The sequence below is a fragment of the Nocardia neocaledoniensis genome (assembly GCF_003182135.1).
GTDB lineage: Bacteria > Actinomycetota > Actinomycetes > Mycobacteriales > Mycobacteriaceae > Nocardia > Nocardia neocaledoniensis.
This window is the reverse complement of the sequence record NZ_QGTL01000003.1, coordinates 499,001-515,673: the sequence shown is the minus strand read 5'-3', so window position 1 is coordinate 515,673 and position 16,673 is coordinate 499,001. Positions and strand designations below refer to the sequence as shown.

At 70.7% G+C, this 16,673-nt stretch carries 11 protein-coding genes and 1 tRNA gene; 7 read left to right on the top strand and 5 right to left on the bottom strand.

Annotation, left to right across the window (positions count from 1 at the left end; genetic code table 11):
* The gene (locus DFR69_RS10400) at positions 1–204 is read left to right on the top strand and encodes a helix-turn-helix transcriptional regulator (RefSeq protein WP_110037248.1); all 204 of its coding nucleotides are present in this window, start codon (positions 1–3) and stop codon (positions 202–204) included.
* Positions 201–1,424 carry a tyrosine-type recombinase/integrase gene (locus DFR69_RS10395; protein WP_208643949.1) on the top strand — a complete coding sequence of 408 codons (1,224 nt, stop codon included), beginning with the start codon at positions 201–203 and terminating at the stop codon, positions 1,422–1,424. The genes DFR69_RS10400 and DFR69_RS10395 overlap by 4 nt, the downstream gene beginning before the upstream one ends.
* A gap of 13 nt (positions 1,425–1,437) precedes the next feature.
* Here the strand turns inward: DFR69_RS10395 and DFR69_RS10390 are convergent.
* The 3 genes from DFR69_RS10390 to DFR69_RS10380 form a co-directional block, all read right to left on the bottom strand.
* Positions 1,438–1,513: transfer RNA gene (locus DFR69_RS10390), tRNA-Arg, on the bottom strand.
* An 81-nt stretch (positions 1,514–1,594) separates the two neighbouring features.
* The gene (locus DFR69_RS10385) at positions 1,595–2,377 is read right to left on the bottom strand and encodes a hypothetical protein (RefSeq protein ID WP_110037246.1); all 783 of its coding nucleotides are present in this window, start codon (positions 2,375–2,377) and stop codon (positions 1,595–1,597) included.
* Positions 2,378–2,476: 99 nt separating this feature from the next.
* Positions 2,477–3,616 (bottom strand): acyl-CoA dehydrogenase family protein, encoded by a 1,140-nt coding sequence (locus tag DFR69_RS10380; RefSeq protein WP_110037245.1) that lies wholly within the window; start codon positions 3,614–3,616, stop codon positions 2,477–2,479.
* 71 nt (positions 3,617–3,687) lie between these two features.
* Here DFR69_RS10380 and DFR69_RS10375 point away from each other — a divergent pair, with 71 nt between their 5' ends.
* From DFR69_RS10375 to DFR69_RS10365, 3 genes are all read left to right on the top strand, one after another.
* Complete coding sequence (locus DFR69_RS10375; protein WP_110037244.1) at positions 3,688–4,287, top strand: TetR/AcrR family transcriptional regulator; 600 nt, start codon at positions 3,688–3,690, stop codon at positions 4,285–4,287.
* Between the two features lie 36 nt (positions 4,288–4,323).
* Positions 4,324–4,686: an ArsR/SmtB family transcription factor gene (locus tag DFR69_RS10370; protein WP_110037243.1), complete on the top strand. Its 363-nt coding sequence runs from the start codon at positions 4,324–4,326 to the stop codon at positions 4,684–4,686.
* Positions 4,687–4,818: 132 nt separating this feature from the next.
* The gene (locus DFR69_RS10365; RefSeq protein ID WP_110037242.1) at positions 4,819–6,456 is read left to right on the top strand and encodes a long-chain fatty acid--CoA ligase; all 1,638 of its coding nucleotides are present in this window, start codon (positions 4,819–4,821) and stop codon (positions 6,454–6,456) included.
* Between the two features lie 59 nt (positions 6,457–6,515).
* Here the strand turns inward: DFR69_RS10365 and DFR69_RS10360 are convergent, their stop codons facing one another.
* On the bottom strand, positions 6,516–6,908 hold the full coding sequence (locus DFR69_RS10360) for an SCO5389 family protein (protein ID WP_110037241.1): 393 nt from the start codon (positions 6,906–6,908) through the stop codon (positions 6,516–6,518).
* Between the two features lie 85 nt (positions 6,909–6,993).
* Positions 6,994–8,025 carry a nitronate monooxygenase gene (locus DFR69_RS10355; protein WP_186817541.1) on the bottom strand — a complete coding sequence of 344 codons (1,032 nt, stop codon included), beginning with the start codon at positions 8,023–8,025 and terminating at the stop codon, positions 6,994–6,996.
* A gap of 269 nt (positions 8,026–8,294) precedes the next feature.
* Between DFR69_RS10355 and DFR69_RS10350 the strand changes: the two genes are divergently transcribed.
* Entirely contained in the window at positions 8,295–9,161 is an 867-nt protein-coding gene (locus DFR69_RS10350; RefSeq protein ID WP_244198192.1) for a M23 family metallopeptidase, read from the top strand.
* 217 nt (positions 9,162–9,378) lie between these two features.
* On the top strand, positions 9,379–16,668 hold the full coding sequence (locus DFR69_RS10345; RefSeq protein ID WP_110037239.1) for a non-ribosomal peptide synthetase: 7,290 nt from the start codon (positions 9,379–9,381) through the stop codon (positions 16,666–16,668).
* The last annotated feature ends 5 nt before the right edge of the window (positions 16,669–16,673 follow it).

Sequence of the window (16,673 nt, the reverse complement as noted above, 5' to 3'; positions counted from 1 at the left end):
ATGGAGAGTGAAGACACCTATTTGAGGGCGAAGGACTGCGAAGCCCTCACCGGTATCCCGGAGGCCACCTGGCGGTGGTGGGCGCACGTCGGCAAGGGTCCGGCCAGCTTCAAGCTCGGCGCTCGCCGTCGCGTGTGGCGCAAGTCGGTGATCCTGGCGTGGATCGCCGAACAGGAGGCCGAAGCCCTCGGTGATGCCGCGTGAGCACCGTCCGCCGCAACCGTCGCGCCGGGGTCGAAGACCTCTGGACGAAGGAAGAGCGCCGACCGGATGGCACGCTGCATCGCGTTCGTTCCAAGCTGTGGGAGAAGGGAAAGCGTTGGCGTGCAAGGTATGTCGACACGATGGGCAAGGAGCACTCCAAGCGGTTCGCTCGCAAGGTTGACGCTCAGGCGTGGCTGGACGGACAAACGTCGGCGGTCGTGACGGGTGCGCACGCATCGCCTTCGGCTGGTCGGGTGACTGTCGATGTCGTGGCCAAGGCGTGGTTGGCTGGTCATCCGTCGTGGGAGAAGGGGACGCGTTCGCGGTACGAGTCCATCGTGAAGCGGCACATCCTGCCGAAGTGGGGGAGTGTCCGCCTCGGCGATCTGGTCGAGATGCACGACGAGATTCAGGAGTGGGTGACCTCGCAGGTTGCGGGTGGTGCGGCGGGTGGCACGGTTCGGAAGAACCTCGGCGTGCTGTCCCAGATCTGCGATCACGCGGTGAAGACGCGAAAGATCGCGGTGAATCCGTGCCGCACGGTGGACCGGCCGAAACAGCGTCTGGCGAAGCGGCGCTACTTGTCCGGTGTGGAGGTTGAGCGGTTGGCCGAACAGGCAGGTGGCAACTGGCTGACGGTGATGGTGCTCGCCTACTGCGGTCTGCGGTTCGCCGAGCTGGCGGGTATGCAGGTCTCTGCGGTGTCGATCGCGCGCAACCGTATCCAGGTCGAGCGGACGATCACTGAGGTTGACGGGCAGCTGGTGACGAAGGCTCCCAAGGATCACCAGCGGCGGAGTGTCGCGTTCCCAGCATTTCTGGTCGAGCCGCTGACTCGGCGTATTGCCGGCCGAAGTGCTGACGCGGAGGTCTTCACCTCCTCGCAGGGTGCGGTGCTGCGGGTTCGCAACATGCGCCGGGATTGGTTCGATGCTGCTGCGAAAGCTGCCGGACTGGAGGGGCTCACGCCGCACGAGCTCCGCCACACTGCGGCCTCGTTGGCGGTGTCTGAGGGAGCGTCGGTGCTGGCGCTGCAACGGATGCTGGGGCACGACAAGCCGAGCACCACGCTGGATTTCTATTCGGATCTGTTCGACGACGACCTCGACGACGTGGCCACCAAGCTCGACTCGGCTCGCAAGGGCTTCGCGGCTACTGCGTACAAGCTGCGTACGGAACGGGCGGAAGGGCCGGGCGGCGACGGAAAGAAAGTCGCCTGACCTGCGTAAATGCTGGTGCCCTCGGCAGGATTCGAACCTGCGACACCCGCTTTAGGAGAGCGGTGCTCTATCCCCTGAGCTACGAAGGCGGGGGGCCGGGTTGGCCGGCCGAGGTGAGTATAGCGTGGCGGGATCGTGGGGTGGGGTGGTGCTTGGGGCGCGGGCGATGGTCAGAACCCGCCTGCGTCGAAACCGCCACCGCTGTCGTAGCCGCCGCCTCCGTCGTAGCCGCCGCCGTCATGGCCACCGCTGTCGAAACCGCCGTCGTCGTATCCGCCGGAATCGAGCTCGGCCTGCTGGTCGAGGGCGGCTTCGCCGGTGCCGTCTTCGAAGGCCTGGGTGTCGTAGGGGACGCCGGGCATGCCGGTGAAGAGGGCGGTGAAGAGGAGGGCGGCGCCCGCGCCCCAGGCGCCGGCGATGAGGGCGGGTTTCCACCAGGGTTCGGAGTACCAGCCGGCGGGGACGGGGCGGCCTGCTACGCGGCCGCCGGGGAAGTAGTTGGGGGTGAGCGGGGAGGGGGTGGGGGCCGCGGTGACGGGGCGGCCGTTGTGGTTGACGGTGCGTGGCTGGTCGACCTCGCCGGCGATGTCCTGGCCGTCGAGGGTGGGGATGGGTGGGCCGGGGTCCATGTCCATCGCGGTGCGGGCGGCGCGAATGTAATAGAGGCCCTCGAGGGCGGTCTGTTTGGCCAGGCGCGCCTTGGCGGCGGAATCGGCGCGGTCGAGCTGGCCGCCCGCCGCGTTGTAGCGCTCGGAGGCGTCGGCCAGGGCCTGGCGCGACGCCTCGTTGCGGGGGGAGAGCTGATAGACCTGGCCGCCGAGCCGCTCGGTCGTCACTCGCGCGTCGGCCTGGGCCTCCTCGAGTTCGCGCGCCGTCCGCTTGTTCTGCTCGGCGCGCAGGTACAGCAAGGCCGCCACGCACACGACGACGATCACGATCAGCCACCACAGCATCGCGCACCTCTTTCGCCTGAGGTCTCGAGACGCTGTCCAGTTTACTGAACGGTTGCCCTATCGAGCGCAGGCGGGATGATCAGCGCGTTGCCGGATAGCTCACCCGGCCAGATGGCGGGCGATCACCAGGCGCTGGATCTGGTTGGTGCCCTCGAAGATCTGCATGACCTTGGCCTCGCGCATGTAGCGCTCCACCGGGAAGTCCTGGGTGTAGCCGAAGCCGCCGAAGACCTGGACGGCGTCGGTGGTGACCTTCATGGCGGCGTCGGTGGCGACCAGCTTGGCGACGCTGGCCTGGCGCGAGTACGGCAGGCCGGCGTCGCGGCGGCGGGCGGCGTCGAGGTAGGTGGCCCTGGCGGTGTCGACGGCGGCGGCCATGTCGGCCAGGACGAAGCCGAGGCCCTGGTGGTCGATGATCTTGCGGCCGAACGCCTCTCGCTCCTTGGCGTAGGCGACGGCCTCGTCGAGGGCGCGCTGGGCGAGGCCGGTGGCCACGGCGGCGATGCCGAGGCGGCCCGCGTCCAGGGCGCTGAAGGCGATCGAAAGACCCTGTCCCTCTTCGCCGATGCGCCGCTCGGCGGGCAGAAAGGCGTCGTCGTAGGCGGCGGTGGTGGTGGGGATGCCGCGCAGGCCCATCTTCTCCTCGGGCTTGCCGAAGCTCAGGCCCGCGGTGTCGGCGGGGACGAGGAAACAGGAGATGCCGCGCGAGCCTTCGCCGGTGCGGGCGAACAGGGTGTAGAAGTCGGCGCGGCCGCCGTTGGTGATCCAGGCCTTGGTGCCGGTGACCCGGTAGCCGCCGTCGACGGCGGTGGCGCGGCAGCGCAACGCGGCCGCGTCGGAACCGGCGTGTGACTCGGAAAGGCTGTAGGCGCCGATCGTTTCGCCGGAGAGCATGGTCGAGAGCCACTGCTGCTTCTGCTCGTCGGTGCCGTAGGTGAACAGGGGATGGCAGGACAGGCCGTGCACGCTCACCGCCACCGCGACGGCGGCCCAGCGGCTCGCGAGCTCCTCGAGCACCTGCAGGTACACCTCGTAGGGCTGGGCGCCGCCGCCGAACTCCTCCGGGTACGGCAGGCTCAGCAGCCCGGCCGCGCCGAGCGCCGGGAACACGCCGTCGGGGAAGACGCCGGTCTTCTCGCTCTCGGCGACGCGCGGTTCGAGCACCTTGTCGGCGATGTCGCGGGTCAGCTCGATCAGGTCGCGCGCCTCGTCGGTGGGCAGCATTCGGTCGACAGCCATGCTTTCACAGTACGTCCAGCACTGAATTGCGTGCAAGGGAGCACGGAATTTTCTCGGTCTATACTGGGGCGATGCCGGGGCTGCCACCGAACAAACACCAGGAGAAGAGTCTGCGGACGCGGGCGCAGTTGCTCGATGCCGCGATCGAGAGCCTGGCCGAGGTCGGCTACGCGGGCGCCTCGATCGCCGACATCACCGCCAGGGCCGGGGTCACCCGCGGCGCGCAGCTGCACCAGTTCCACACCCGCGCCGAGCTCTTCGCCCAAGCCATCGGGCACCTCACCGAGCGGCAGCGAGAAGCCATGCAGCGCAAGGCGAAAGCCCTCACCGGAGCGACGGCGCCGGGTGCGGTGCTGGTGGAACTGGTCACCGCGACCTTCGCGGGGCAGCTCGGGCGCGCGTCGGTGGAGCTCTACGTCGGCATCGCGCACGACCCACCACTGCGTCGGGAGATGTTGCGCGTGCAGCACGAGCTCACCGTGGAACTGCTCGACCGCTGCGCCGGGCTGATCGACCCCGCGATCGCCCGCGAACGGCTCGAAAGCGCCTTCTGGCTCACCATCAACCTGGTCCGTGGCGCCACCCTCGACGAGATGGTCGGCCGCGACCGCGTGCGTCGTAAACAAGTACTGGCCGACTGGACCGCTCTGGCCGACCTCGCCCTGCGCTGACCACGGCGGAAGGCGGGTCCGGCCTATCATCGGCGCATGAACGCAGCGCCCCGCCCGCCCCTCGACGAAGACCAGGTGGGCCTGGTGGTCGAGGTGTTCCGGATGCTCGCCGATTCGACCAGGGTGCGGGTCCTGTGGGCGTTGACCGACCGGGAACTGTCGGTGAACGAACTCGCGACCGAGGTCGGCAAGCCGGGGCCGTCGGTCTCGCAGCACCTGGCGAAGCTGCGGATGGCGCGGCTGGTGCGGACCCGGCGCGAGGGCACCACGATCTTCTACAGCCTGGACAACGACCACGTGCGCCGGCTCGTCGTCGACGCCGTGCACAACGCCGAGCACGCCGGGCCGGGCGTGCCTGCGCACCATCGCGGGCCCGATGCCGAGCCGCCGCATCGGTGACCGCACGGCTGACGATGAACACTCGGTTCCACAGGAATAGTTGTGCTCAGGAACAGTTACCACCGGCCGACTCTTCGGTAGCATCCGGCGTGTGACGTGGCTCATGCCACCGCGGGACCGAAGGAGTTTTCGATGCTGAGCACCATGCAGGACGACCAGCTGTCGCTGGCCAAGCTGCTCAATTACGCCGCCACCTTCCAGGGTGATTCGACCGTGTCCACCTGGACCGGTGACGGGGTGCGCACCATGACCTTCCGCGAGCTCGGCGCCGACGCCGCGCGGTTGGCCAACGCGCTGCGTGGGCTCGGTGTCGGCGAGGGCGACCGGGTCGGCACGTTCATGTGGAACAACAACGAGCACATGGTCGCCTACATCGCGGTGCCCGCCATGGGCTCGGTGCTGCACGCGCTCAACATCCGGCTGTTCCCCGAGCAGCTGGTGTTCGTCGCCAACCACGCCGAGGACAAGGTGGTGCTCGTCGACGGCACGCTGGTCCCGCTGTTCGCGCAGTACCTGCCGAACCTGAAGACGGTCAAGCACGTGATCGTCGTCAACGGTGACGCGTCCGCGCTCACCGCGCCCGAGGGCGTCACCGTGCACTCCTACCGCGAGCTGCTCGACAGCCAGCCTGCCGACTTCGACTTCCCGGTCGTCGACGAGCGTTCCGCGGCCGCCATGTGTTACACCTCCGGCACCACCGGTGACCCGAAGGGCGTCGTCTACTCGCACCGGTCCAACTGGCTGCACGCCATGCAGGTGAACTCGCCCAACGGCATGGGCTTCCACGGTGGCGACTACGTGCTCGCGATCGTGCCGCTGTTCCACGCCAACGCGTGGGGCCTGCCGTACGCGGCGCTGATGTCGGGCGCCAACATCCTGATGCCGGACCGCTTCCTGCAGCCGGGCCCGCTGCTGGAGATGATGGCCGCCGAGAAGCCCACCTTCGCCGCCGCCGTGCCGACCATCTGGGGTGGCGTGCTGGCCGGGCTGGCCGCGCAGCCGCAGGACATCTCGCACCTGCGCACCGCCGTCGTCGGCGGTTCGGCGGTGCCGCCGTCGATGATGCGCGCGTTCGAGGAGAAGCACGGCGTGCGAATCCTGCACGCGTGGGGCATGACCGAGACCTCGCCGCTGGGCAGCGTCGCGCACGCGCCCTCGGGCGTGGAGGGCGAGGAGGCCTGGGCCTACCGCTACACGCAGGGCCGTTTCCCCGCCAATGTCGAGGCGCGCCTGGTCGGCGACGACGGCAAGGTCGTCCCCAACGACGGTGAATCGCTGGGCGAGCTCGAGGTCCGCGGCGCGTGGATCACCGGCTCCTACTACTCGCCGACCGGCGCGGAGATCGACCCGGACAAGTTCGACGACGGCTGGCTGCGCACCGGTGACGTCGGCAAGATCAGCCCCAACGGCTACCTGACCCTGGTCGACCGCTCCAAGGACGTCATCAAGTCCGGTGGCGAGTGGATCTCCTCGGTGGACCTGGAGAACGCCGTGATGGGCCACCCGGCCGTCGCCGAGGCCGCCGTGATCGGTGTGCCGGACGAGAAGTGGGACGAGCGCCCGCTGGTCGCGATCGTGCTGGCCGAGGGCGCCGCCGCCGAGGCCGCCGAGCTGAAGGGCTTCCTGGCCGACAAGTTCGCCAAGTGGCAGCTGCCCGAGCGCTGGACCTTCATCGCCGAGGTGCCCAAGACCAGCGTCGGCAAGTTCGACAAGAAGCGGCTGCGCGCGCAGTACGCGGAGGGCGAACTCGACGTGGTCACCGCGGACTGAGTACGCGGAAAAGGCGGGCGTGGAGAGGTCTCCACGCCCGCCTTTTCGCTGCCCGGGGATCAGCAGTTGCGCAGCTCGGGGCTCTGGTTGAGCAGCTGGGCGCGCGGGCTGATGTAGCGGGTGTAGGTCTCGCCGCCGACCGCCGAGAGCGGGAAGGCCGCGACCCGGTGGCAGTTCTGGAAGGCCAGCTTCACGCCGAAGTGGCGCTCCAGACCGCCGCGGATGGCGTCGGAGGCCAGGGCGCGCAGCAGCTGACCGCGCGCCACCTCGTCCGGCGGCGGCACCACGTTGTCGGCGAATTCCGCGTCGCCGGCCCGCAGTTCACCGGCGACGCGGCTCACGACCTCCCAGGCGTAGGGCAGTGACGTACGGACGCATTCGACGAATTCCGCGTCGTCGATATCGCCCTGTTCGGCGCGCTCGAGCAAGGCGGCGGGAACATCGAGGGACATGGCGCTCTCCTCCTGCTTGGGGGTGGTCGGCGTGATGCGATGCGCCTATGAGTCTAAACGAAATCCGTTGTCAATAACCCTGGATTCATTCCGAAAGCGCTTTTCGGAGTGCGTTTTTCGCGTCCGCGGCGAGCTCCGCGACCAGTTCGCCCGCCGATTGCTCCCTGGTCAGCGAATGAGCTTGCCCCGCCCACAGATTCACATCGTCGGAGTTGCCCGCCGCCCTCGCAGCCGCCCGCAACGGCGCGGTGGCGTAATGAATTTCGGGGTAGGCGGCGGGGGCTGTCGCGGTGTGCGCTTCCAGAAAACTGTTGCGGATCCCGCGTGCGCGGCGTCCGGTGAAGGCGCGGGTGAGCATCGTCGGCTCCGTCGACCCGATGGCGGCGCGATGCACGGCGTTGGTCCCCGCCTCGGGACAGCGCAGGAAGACGGTGCCGAGCTGCCCGGCCGCCGCGCCTGCCGCGAGCACCGCGGCCAGCCCGGCGCCGGTGGCGATACCGCCCGCCGCGATGATCGGCCGCGCGGTGACAGCGGAGAGCAGCTGGATCAGGGTGAGCAGGCCGGGCGGGTCGACGATGTCCTCGGCGGGATCGTCGAGGAAGCTCGCGCGGTGGCCGCCCGCCTCGGCACCCTGGGCGATGAGTGCGTCGGCCCCGGCGTCGAGGGCGATCAGCGCCTCGGCCGGGGAGGTGACCGTCACCCAGACCTCGGTGCCGACGGCGTGCAGCCGGTCGACCTCCACGGCGGTCGGGCAGCCGAAGGTCGTCGAGACCACCGCGATCGGGTCGGCGACCAGCAGGTCGAGCTTGTCCGCCCAGGCGTCGGTGTCGTGCCTGGGCGTGCCGAGCGGATGGTCGACACCCAGTTCGGCGAGGTAGGCGGCGTAGTCGGCGGGCTCGGCCACCGGGCCAGGCGCGAACAGGTTCATCCCGAAGGGCGCCGTGGTGGCGGCTCTGGTCGCCGCGATCTGGGCGGCCATCGCGTCGGCGGCGAGATAGCCCGCGGCCAGTTGGCCGAAGCCGCCCGCCGCCGAGACGGCGGCGACCAGTTCCGGGGTGGTGGGGCCGCCCGCCATGGGCGCGGCGACGATGGGGACACGCAAGCTCTCGATCACCATGGTCCGAGTCTGGCCTGTCGGGGTGCGTCGGTGACCGCACGGCGCCGCGGATAACGGTCTGCAACACGCGTTTGTTACCGTCCGACACGGCTCCTACCTGCGACTTCCACCCAGAAGGTTGCGGAATGGTCACGACCGGGTAGAGTTCCCGTCACAACGGATGCCGAAACGTTACGTCGGATCGGCACCGGGAACCGCGCGAGCGGGTTCCGGGCCGGATCGTCAGAGCCGGTGTCGTTTCCTTTGTTGCCGGACGCTAGGACGAAACTTTGTCGCAGCACCGTATGGGCCCCGAATCCATCTCCGTCAAGGCCCTGCTGGGTGACGGAGGCGCCGGGCGCCCGAGCCGGCACCGCGCCGAACCGTCCAGGACCGACCGGGTGCGCGTCGCCGCCAGCGCCGCGGTCGCCACCGGCGCGCTGGTCGGCATCGCCGCCCAGGTCGCGCCGACCATCGCCTACGCGGCCCCGCTGCTGCCGACGCAGAAGGACGACGTCGAGGAATCCGTCGTCCCCGATTCCGCTCGCGAGGCGGCCGAGGTCAGCCTGATCGCCGCGCAGCACACCGCGCCCGTCGCCGAGGCACCCGCACAGGTCGACGCCGTCGCCGCGCCGATCGCCTCGCCCGTGGCCGCGCCGTTCGGCATCGGCAACCTGCCGCCCGAGATCTCCGCGCCGCTCGCCCAGGTCGAAGACATCATCCAGGGCATCCAGCACCAGGTCGCGCCGCCGCAGGCCGCCCGCCCGGTCGCCGGTCCGATCAGCTCCGGCTTCGGTGCCCGCTGGGGCGCCATGCACAGCGGCATCGACTTCGCCGATTCGCTCGGCGCGCCGATCCACTCCGTCATGAGCGGCACCGTCGTCGAGGCGGGCCCGGCCTCGGGCTTCGGCCTGTGGGTGCGCGTGCTCCAGGACGACGGCACCACCGCCGTGTACGGCCACGTCAACGACATGCTCGTCACCGAGGGCCAGCGGGTGAACGCCGGCGACGTCATCGCGACCGTCGGCAACCGCGGCCAGTCCACCGGCCCGCACCTGCACCTCGAGATCTGGGACCAGGGCGGCACCAAGATCGACCCGCTGCCCTACCTCGCCTCGAAGGGCGTGCCGATGGAGTGGGGTCCGTCCGCGCACTGAGCGCCGGCGCGGATTTCACCGCGAAACCAAAGTGACGGTGGTTCGCTATGAGCCCCGTCACTTTGCTGTGTGATGCGGCAACGTCGCTGGTCGGCGGGCCGATACTCCTCAGGGCCCATGGAAGCTGGGGCCCCGGAAACAGGGCTGGATATGATGGCTCGATCTGCACCGGGCGGCCTCAGCGCGTCCAGGCTCGATGAGAGGTGAATGAACTCGAATGGAAACCGCCCGTCGTTCTGCCCGCGGTAACCGCCGTCGCCGGTCGAGCAGTCCGACATTCGGGCAGTTACTGACCGGGGCGGTCGAGTCGTCGGCCGATCGGGTCGCCGTCCGGTTCAACCCCACGGGCGAGCCCGCCGACCAGCGGGAGCTCACCTACTCCGAGTTCGACCAGCGCTCCGCCCAGCTGGCCAGGGAACTGATCGGGCGCGGGATCGGTCCCGGCGACGTGGTCGCCATCGGCATCGCCCGCAGCATCGAATCGGTGCTCGCGGTGTGGGCCGTCGCCAAGACGGGCGCCGCGTACGTGCCTGTCGACCCGAACTATCCGGCCGACCGCATCGCCCACATCCTGTCCGACTCCGGCGCGGTGCTCGGCCTCACCACCGGCGCGCATCGCGGTGTCCTCGGCGACACCCTGCCGTGGCTCGAACTCGACGACGCGGCGACGGCCGCGCGCATCGCCACCCAGCCCGCGCACCCGGTCTCCTACGCCGACCGGGTCCGCACGCTCGACGAGCGCCACCCGGCCTACCTGATCTACACCTCCGGCTCCACCGGTAAGCCCAAGGGCGTCGTGGTGACCCACACCGGGCTGGCGCCGCTGGTGGCCGCCGAACGGGAGCACTACCGCGTCACCCCCGAGGCGCGGGTCCTGCACGTGTGCTCGCCGAACTTCGACGTGTCGGTGCTCGAACTGCTGCTGACCTTCTCCGCGGGCGCCACCCTGGTGATCGCGCCGCCGCAGGTGTTCGGCGGTTACGAACTCGCCGATCTGCTGCGCCGCGAGCGGGTGACGCACATGCTGATCACCCCCGGCGCGCTGGAATCGGTCGACCCCGCCGACCTGGACGACCTGCGCGTCGTCGTGGTCGCCGGCGACAAGTTCGGTCCGGAGCTGGTCGGCCGCTGGGCCGTCGGCGAGCGCGAGTTCTACAACGGCTACGGCCCGACCGAGGCCACCATCCTCGCCACCAGCACCCCGCCGATGGACCCCGCGGCGCCGGTGACCATCGGTTCCGCGATCGCGGGTGTCGGCGCCTTCGTGCTGGACGCGCGTCTGCGCCCGGTGCCCGCCGGGGTGATCGGCGAGCTGTACCTGTCCGGTCCCGCGCTGGCCCAGGGCTACCTGAACCGTCCCGGCCTGACCGCGGAACGGTTCGTCGCGAGCCCGTTCGGCGCGCAGAGCGGTGACGCCAACGCCCGGCTCTACCGCACCGGAGACCTGGTGCGCCGCACCGAATCCGGTGACGGCGTCATCGAATACATGGGCCGCTCGGACTTCCAGGTGAAGATCCGCGGCTTCCGGATCGAGCTGGGCGAGATCGACAACGCGCTCACCGCGCATCCCGACATCGACTTCGCGGCCACCCTCGGCAAGACCCTGCCCTCCGGCGCGACGGCGCTGGTGTCGTACGTACTGCCGAGAGCGGGCGCCTCCGTCGAGGTGAGCGCGCTCGACGCGTTCCTGGCGGAATCGTTGCCCGGCTACATGATTCCGGCCTCGATCATGGTGCTCGACCAGATCCCGCTGACGCCGGTGGGCAAGCTGGATCGCAAGGCGCTGCCCGAACCGGTCTTCGCGGCACGGGAGTTCCGTGCGCCGTCGACCCCGGTGCAGGAGATCGTCGCCGAGGTCTTCGCGACGCTGCTGACCGCGGGCGGGGCCGAGGAGATCCGCGTCGGCGCCGACGACGACTTCTTCGAGCTCGGCGGCAACTCGCTGCTGGCCGCGCAGGCCGCCACCCGCATCGGCGCCGCGCTCGACACCAGGGTGCCCGTGCAGGTGCTGTTCGAGGCGAGCACCGTCGCCGCGCTGGCCGAACGGGTGGAACGCCACATCGGCACCGGCTCCGGGCAGGAACTGCTGCCGCAGGAGCGGCCCGAGATCATCCCGCTCTCGTTCGCGCAGCAGCGGATGTGGTTCCTCAACCGGTTCGACCCCACCAGCGCGGTCAACAACATGCCGATCGCGGTGCGGCTGTCCGGCGCGCTCGACGTCGACGCGTTGCGCGCGGCGGTCCGCGATCTGGTGGCCAGGCACGAGGTGCTGCGCACCATGTACCCGCAGGTCGACGGCGCGGGCCAGCAGCTGATCCTGCCGCTGAGCGACCCGCGCGCGGTGCCCGGCCTCGACTGCGAGCAGGTCACCGAGGACCAGGTGCCCGCGCTGGTCGCCGAGACGGTCGGCGTCGGTTTCGATGTCGCGCTGGCGCCGCCGATCCGGCTGCGCCTGCTGCGGCTGCGCGCGGACGAGCACGTGCTGGTGTGCGTGGTGCACCACATCGCCGGTGACGGCGTCTCGATGGGCCCGCTCACCCGAGACCTGATGGGCGCCTATGTCCAGCGCAGCGCGGGCCAGGAGCCGCGGCTGCCCGAATTGGCCGTGCAGTACGCCGATTTCACGCTCTGGCAGCGCGCGGTGCTCGGTACCGAGGACGACCCGGATTCGGTGCTGGCCCAGCAGATCGACTACTGGCGCGCCCAGCTCGCCGGACTGCCCGATCAGCTCGACCTGCCGACCGATCGCCCGCGCCCGGCCGAGGCCACCTACCGCGGCGCGACCCTGGATTTCCGCATACCCGCCGAGGTGCACGCCGGGCTCGACAAGCTCGCGCACACGCACAATTCGACGCTGTTCATGGTCGTGCACGCGGCGCTGTCGGCGCTGCTCGCGCGGCTCTCGGGCAGCACCGACATCGCCGTCGGCACGCCGGTGGCCGGTCGCGGTGACGCCGCCCTCGACGATCTGATCGGCATGTTCGTCAACACCCTGGTGCTGCGCACCGAGGTGGATCCGGCGGGCAGCTTCGACGATCTGCTGGTACGCACCCGCGCCACCGATGTCGCCGCGTTCGGCCACGCCGACGTGCCGTTCGAGCGGCTGGTCGAGCTGCTCGACCCGGCTCGCTCCACTTCGCGGCATCCGCTGTTCCAGGTGATGCTGGCGTTCCAGAACATGGCGCGCACCGCGCTCGAACTGCCTGGCATGACCGTCAGCGGCGTGGATCTGAGCATCCCGTTCGCCAAGTTCGACCTGCAGTTCGAGATGGTCGAGGACACCGACCGCCACGGCGTGCCGCACGGCATCGGGGTGGGGCTGACCTACTCGACCGACCTGTTCGACGCGGCCACCGTCGAGGGCATCGCCGATCGCTTCGTGCGCCTGCTCACCGCGATCGTCGCCGACCCGGCGGCCCCGCTGGGCGGGCACGAGCTGATGGATCCGGCCGAGCTGGATCGAATCCTGGTGCGCTGGAACGACACCGACCACGAGCTCGCGCCCGCGCTGCTGCTCGACGGCTACCGGCGCGCCGTCGCCGCGCACCCCGACGCCGTCGCGGTGGCCTACGAGGGCGTCGAACTCACGTACCGGGAGTTCGACGAGCGGGTCAACCGGCTGGCCCGGCGGCTGATCGCCGACGGGGTCGGCCCGGAATCGTATGTCGGTCTCGCGGTGCGGCGTTCGCTGGATCTGGTGGTCGGCATGTACGCGATCGTCACCGCCGGTGGCGCGTACGTGCCGCTCGACCCGGATCATCCGGCCGAGCGCATCGCGTACATCCTGGAGACCGCGGCGCCGGTGTGCGTGCTCACCACCACCGCCGACGCGGTCGAGGTGCCTGCGCACACGCCGGTGATCCTGCTCGATTCCGTTCCGCTGGACGGCTTCTCGGCCGAGCCCGTGGCGGCGGCGGAGCTGGTGCGCCCCGTGCTGCCCGCCCATCCGGCCTACGTCATCTTCACCTCCGGCTCGACCGGCAGGCCCAAGGGTGTCGCGGTCTCGCACGCGGCGATCGAGAACCAGACCAGCTGGATGCTCGCCGAGTACCCGCTCGGCCCCGGCGACGTGTACCTGCAGAAGACCGCGACCACCTTCGACGTGTCGCTGTGGGGCTACTTCATGCCGCTGCGCACCGGCGCCAAGCTGGTGGTCGCCACGCACGACGGCCATCGCGATCCCGCCTACATCGCCGAAACCATTGCGGCACAGGGCGTCACGGTGACGGACTTCGTGCCGTCGATGCTCACCGTCTTCGCCGCGCACACCGCGCCCGGCGCGGTGCCGACGCTGCGTGACATCTTCGCCGTCGGCGAGGCGCTGCCGCCGGAGACGGTCGCGGCGATGAACGCCGTGTCCACCGCGCGGGTGCACAACCTGTACGGGCCGACCGAGGCCGCGGTGTCGGTGACCTACTGGCCCGCCGAGCGGACGGGCCGCGGCTCGGTGCCGATCGGTGTGCCGGAGTGGAACACCCAGGTGTACGTGCTGGATTCGCGCCTGCGCCCGGTGCCCGCCGGTGTGGTCGGCGAGCTCTACCTGGCCGGTGACCAGCTCGCCCGCGGCTATGTCGCCAGGCCCGACATCACCGCCGACCGGTTCGTCGCCAATCCGTTCGCGCCCGGTCTGCGGATGTACCGCACCGGCGACCTCGTGGTGTGGCGGACCCAGGAAGACGGCAGCGGCGCCCTGGAATACCTGGGCCGCACCGACTTCCAGGTGAAGTTCCGTGGTCAGCGCATCGAGCTCGGCGAGATCGAGACCGCGCTGCTGGCCCAGCCGACGGTGAGTCAGGCCGTGGCGCTCGTCGCCGATTCACCCGCCGGGGAACAGCTGGTCGCCTATGTGGTGCCCAAGCCCGGCGCCGAGATCGAGCAGGCCGCGCTGCTGGCCGCCATCGGTGATGCGCTGCCCACGTACATGATTCCCGCCGCGCTGGTGGCGCTGGCGGCGTTCCCGCTCAACCCGAGCGGCAAGCTCGACCGCAAGGCGCTGCCCGCGCCCACGTTCACCGTGGGCGAGTTCCGCGCCCCGGCGACTCCCGTCGAGGAGATCGTCGCCGGTGTCTACGCCGAACTGCTCGGAATGGGCCGCGTCGGCGCCGACGACGACTACTTCGCCCTCGGCGGCAACTCGCTGCTGGCCACCCGTGCCGTCGCCAGGATCAACGAGGCGCTCGACGCCGAGATCACCATCCGCGATCTGTTCGAGGCGCCCACCGTCACCGCGCTGGCCGCCCGCGCCGGCGCCGTCGGGGGCGCGGCCGCCCGGCCCGCGCTGGTGGCCGCCGAACGGCCGCAACGGATTCCGCTGTCGCTGGCCCAGCAGCGCATGTGGGTGCTGAACCAGCTGGACCCGGCGTCGGGCTCCTACAACCTGCCGTTCGCCATCCGCCTCACCGGCGAGCTCGACGTGGCCGCGCTCGACGCCGCCGTGACCGATGTGCTCGGCAGGCACGAATCCCTGCGCACCCTGTTCCCGTCGGTCGACGGCGCGCCCACCCAGGAGATCCTGCCGGTGACCGCGGTCCTGCCGAACGGGCTCGAGGTGGAGACCACCGACGACGTGCTCGGCCGTGCCGCCGCGCTGACCGGTGCCGGCTTCGACGTCACCCGCGAGGTCCCGGTGCGCGCCCGGCTGCTCACCGACGGCACGTCGGCCGACTGGCTGCTCGTCTTCGTGGTGCACCACATCTCCGGCGACGGGGCCTCGCTGGCGCCGCTGGCCCGCGACCTGATGACCGCCTACGTCGCCAGGACCGGCGGGCAGAGCCCCGCCTGGACGCCACTTCCCGTGCAGTACGCCGACTTCGCGCTGTGGCAGCGCGAGGTGGTCGGCTCCGACGAAGAGCCCGGCTCGGTCGCCGCCGCCCAGCTCGCCTACTGGCAGCAGCAACTGGCCGGGGTGCCGCCGCTGCTCGAACTGCCGCAGGACCGCCCGCGCCCCGCGGTGCCGACCCTGCGCGGCGCCACCACCGAACTGCGCCTGCCCGCCGAGGTGCACGCACAGCTCAACCATATTGCGCGCGAACACAAGTCGTCGCTGTTCATGGTCGTGCACGCGGCGCTGGCCGTGCTGCTGGCCCGGCTGTCGGGCACCACCGACATCGCCATCGGCACCGCCGTCGCCGGTCGCGGCGAGCGGGCGCTCGACGAGCTGGTCGGCATGTTCGTCAACACGCTGACCCTACGCACGCCGCTGGACCCGGCCGGGTCCTTCGACGAGGCCGTCGACCTGGCCCGCGAGACCGACCTCGGTGCCTTCGCACACGCCGATCTGCCGTTCGAGCGGGTCGTCGAGGTGGTCGCGCCCGGCAAGGGCAGCGCGCACAATCCGCTGTTCCAGGTCGCGCTGACCTTCAGCAACAACGAGGTGGCCGCGCTCGAACTGCCCGGTCTCACCGTTTCGGCGCTGGAGACCGCAGTGGCGGCGAAGTTCGACCTGCAGGTCGACGTGGAGCCCCGGTTCACCGCGGAGGGCGCGCCGGACGAGCTCGTCGCCCTGTTCAACTACGCCACCGACCTGTTCGACGAGGCGACGGTACGCACCCTCGGTGAGCGGTTCGCCCGCATCCTGACCTCGGTCGCCGCCGATCCGCAGCAGCGCGTCGGCGACATCGACATCCTCGACGAGCAGGAGCGGGCCCGGCTGCTGGCCGGCGCCGCGCAGGCGCCCGCGCCGACGGCGCCGACCGGCGGAACCACGCTCGCGCAGGCGTTCACGGCCGCCGCCGAGGACGACCCCGACGGTCCGGCGCTGGTCTGGGGCGAGGAGTCGCTCACCTACGAGCAGCTCGACGCCCGCTCCTCGCGCCTGGCCCGGCTGCTCATCGGCCGCGGGTTCGGCCCGGGAGCCGGTGTGGCCGTTGATCTTCCGCGCGGCATCGACTGGGCCGTCGCGGTCTGGGCGGTACTCAAGTCCGGCGCCGCGGTGGTGCCGGTCGCCGGCCCGCCGTCCGGCGAACCGACCGCCAAGATCGGGATCACCACGGGCACGCCGGGTTCGGGCGATCTCGACTGGCTGGTGCTCGACGATCCGGCCATTCGCACCGAATTGTCCACGCAGTCGGCGCGTCCGGTGACCTACGCCGACCGCACCAGGGCACTGCGCGGCACCGACCCCGCGTTCGTCGGCGCCGACGGTGTCCGCAGCTACGACGAACTCGCCACCGCGGGCGCCCGGGTGCGCACCGGTGCCGAGCTGACCTTCGAGTCGCGGACCTTCGCCAACGGGGCGGCGGACAGCTTCGCCGCGCTGGTCGAGCCGGTCGCGGCCGGTGTGGCCGGTGCGTCGATGGTGCTGGTTCCGGCCGGGACCGACATCTCGGGCGCGCTCGCCGACGAGTGGGTGAGCCACCTGTTCGGCGATCGGGCGGGCCTGGAGACGGTCGAGACGGCCGGGCTCGAGGACCTGCGCGCGGTGATCGCCGACGACGCCGCGCCCGCCGAGACCGGCCGGGCCGAGGTCGTGCTGGTACTCGGGGATCTGCGTACGTCGGCGGTCTGAGTCGT

Bases quoted from the DNA above. Each gene is read 5' to 3' on its own strand.
- DFR69_RS10400 (WP_110037248.1), top strand. From the start codon at position 1: ATGGAGAGTGAAGACACCTATTTGAGGGCGAAGGACTGCGAAGCCCTC.
- DFR69_RS10385 (WP_110037246.1), bottom strand. From the start codon at position 2,377: ATGCTGTGGTGGCTGATCGTGATCGTCGTCGTGTGCGTGGCGGCCTTG.
- DFR69_RS10380 (WP_110037245.1), bottom strand. From the start codon at position 3,616: ATGGCTGTCGACCGAATGCTGCCCACCGACGAGGCGCGCGACCTGATC.
- DFR69_RS10375 (WP_110037244.1), top strand. From the start codon at position 3,688: ATGCCGGGGCTGCCACCGAACAAACACCAGGAGAAGAGTCTGCGGACG.
- DFR69_RS10370 (WP_110037243.1), top strand. From the start codon at position 4,324: ATGAACGCAGCGCCCCGCCCGCCCCTCGACGAAGACCAGGTGGGCCTG.
- DFR69_RS10365 (WP_110037242.1), top strand. From the start codon at position 4,819: ATGCTGAGCACCATGCAGGACGACCAGCTGTCGCTGGCCAAGCTGCTC.
- DFR69_RS10360 (WP_110037241.1), bottom strand. From the start codon at position 6,908: ATGTCCCTCGATGTTCCCGCCGCCTTGCTCGAGCGCGCCGAACAGGGC.
- DFR69_RS10355 (WP_186817541.1), bottom strand. From the start codon at position 8,025: ATGGTGATCGAGAGCTTGCGTGTCCCCATCGTCGCCGCGCCCATGGCG.
- DFR69_RS10345 (WP_110037239.1), top strand. From the start codon at position 9,379: ATGGAAACCGCCCGTCGTTCTGCCCGCGGTAACCGCCGTCGCCGGTCG.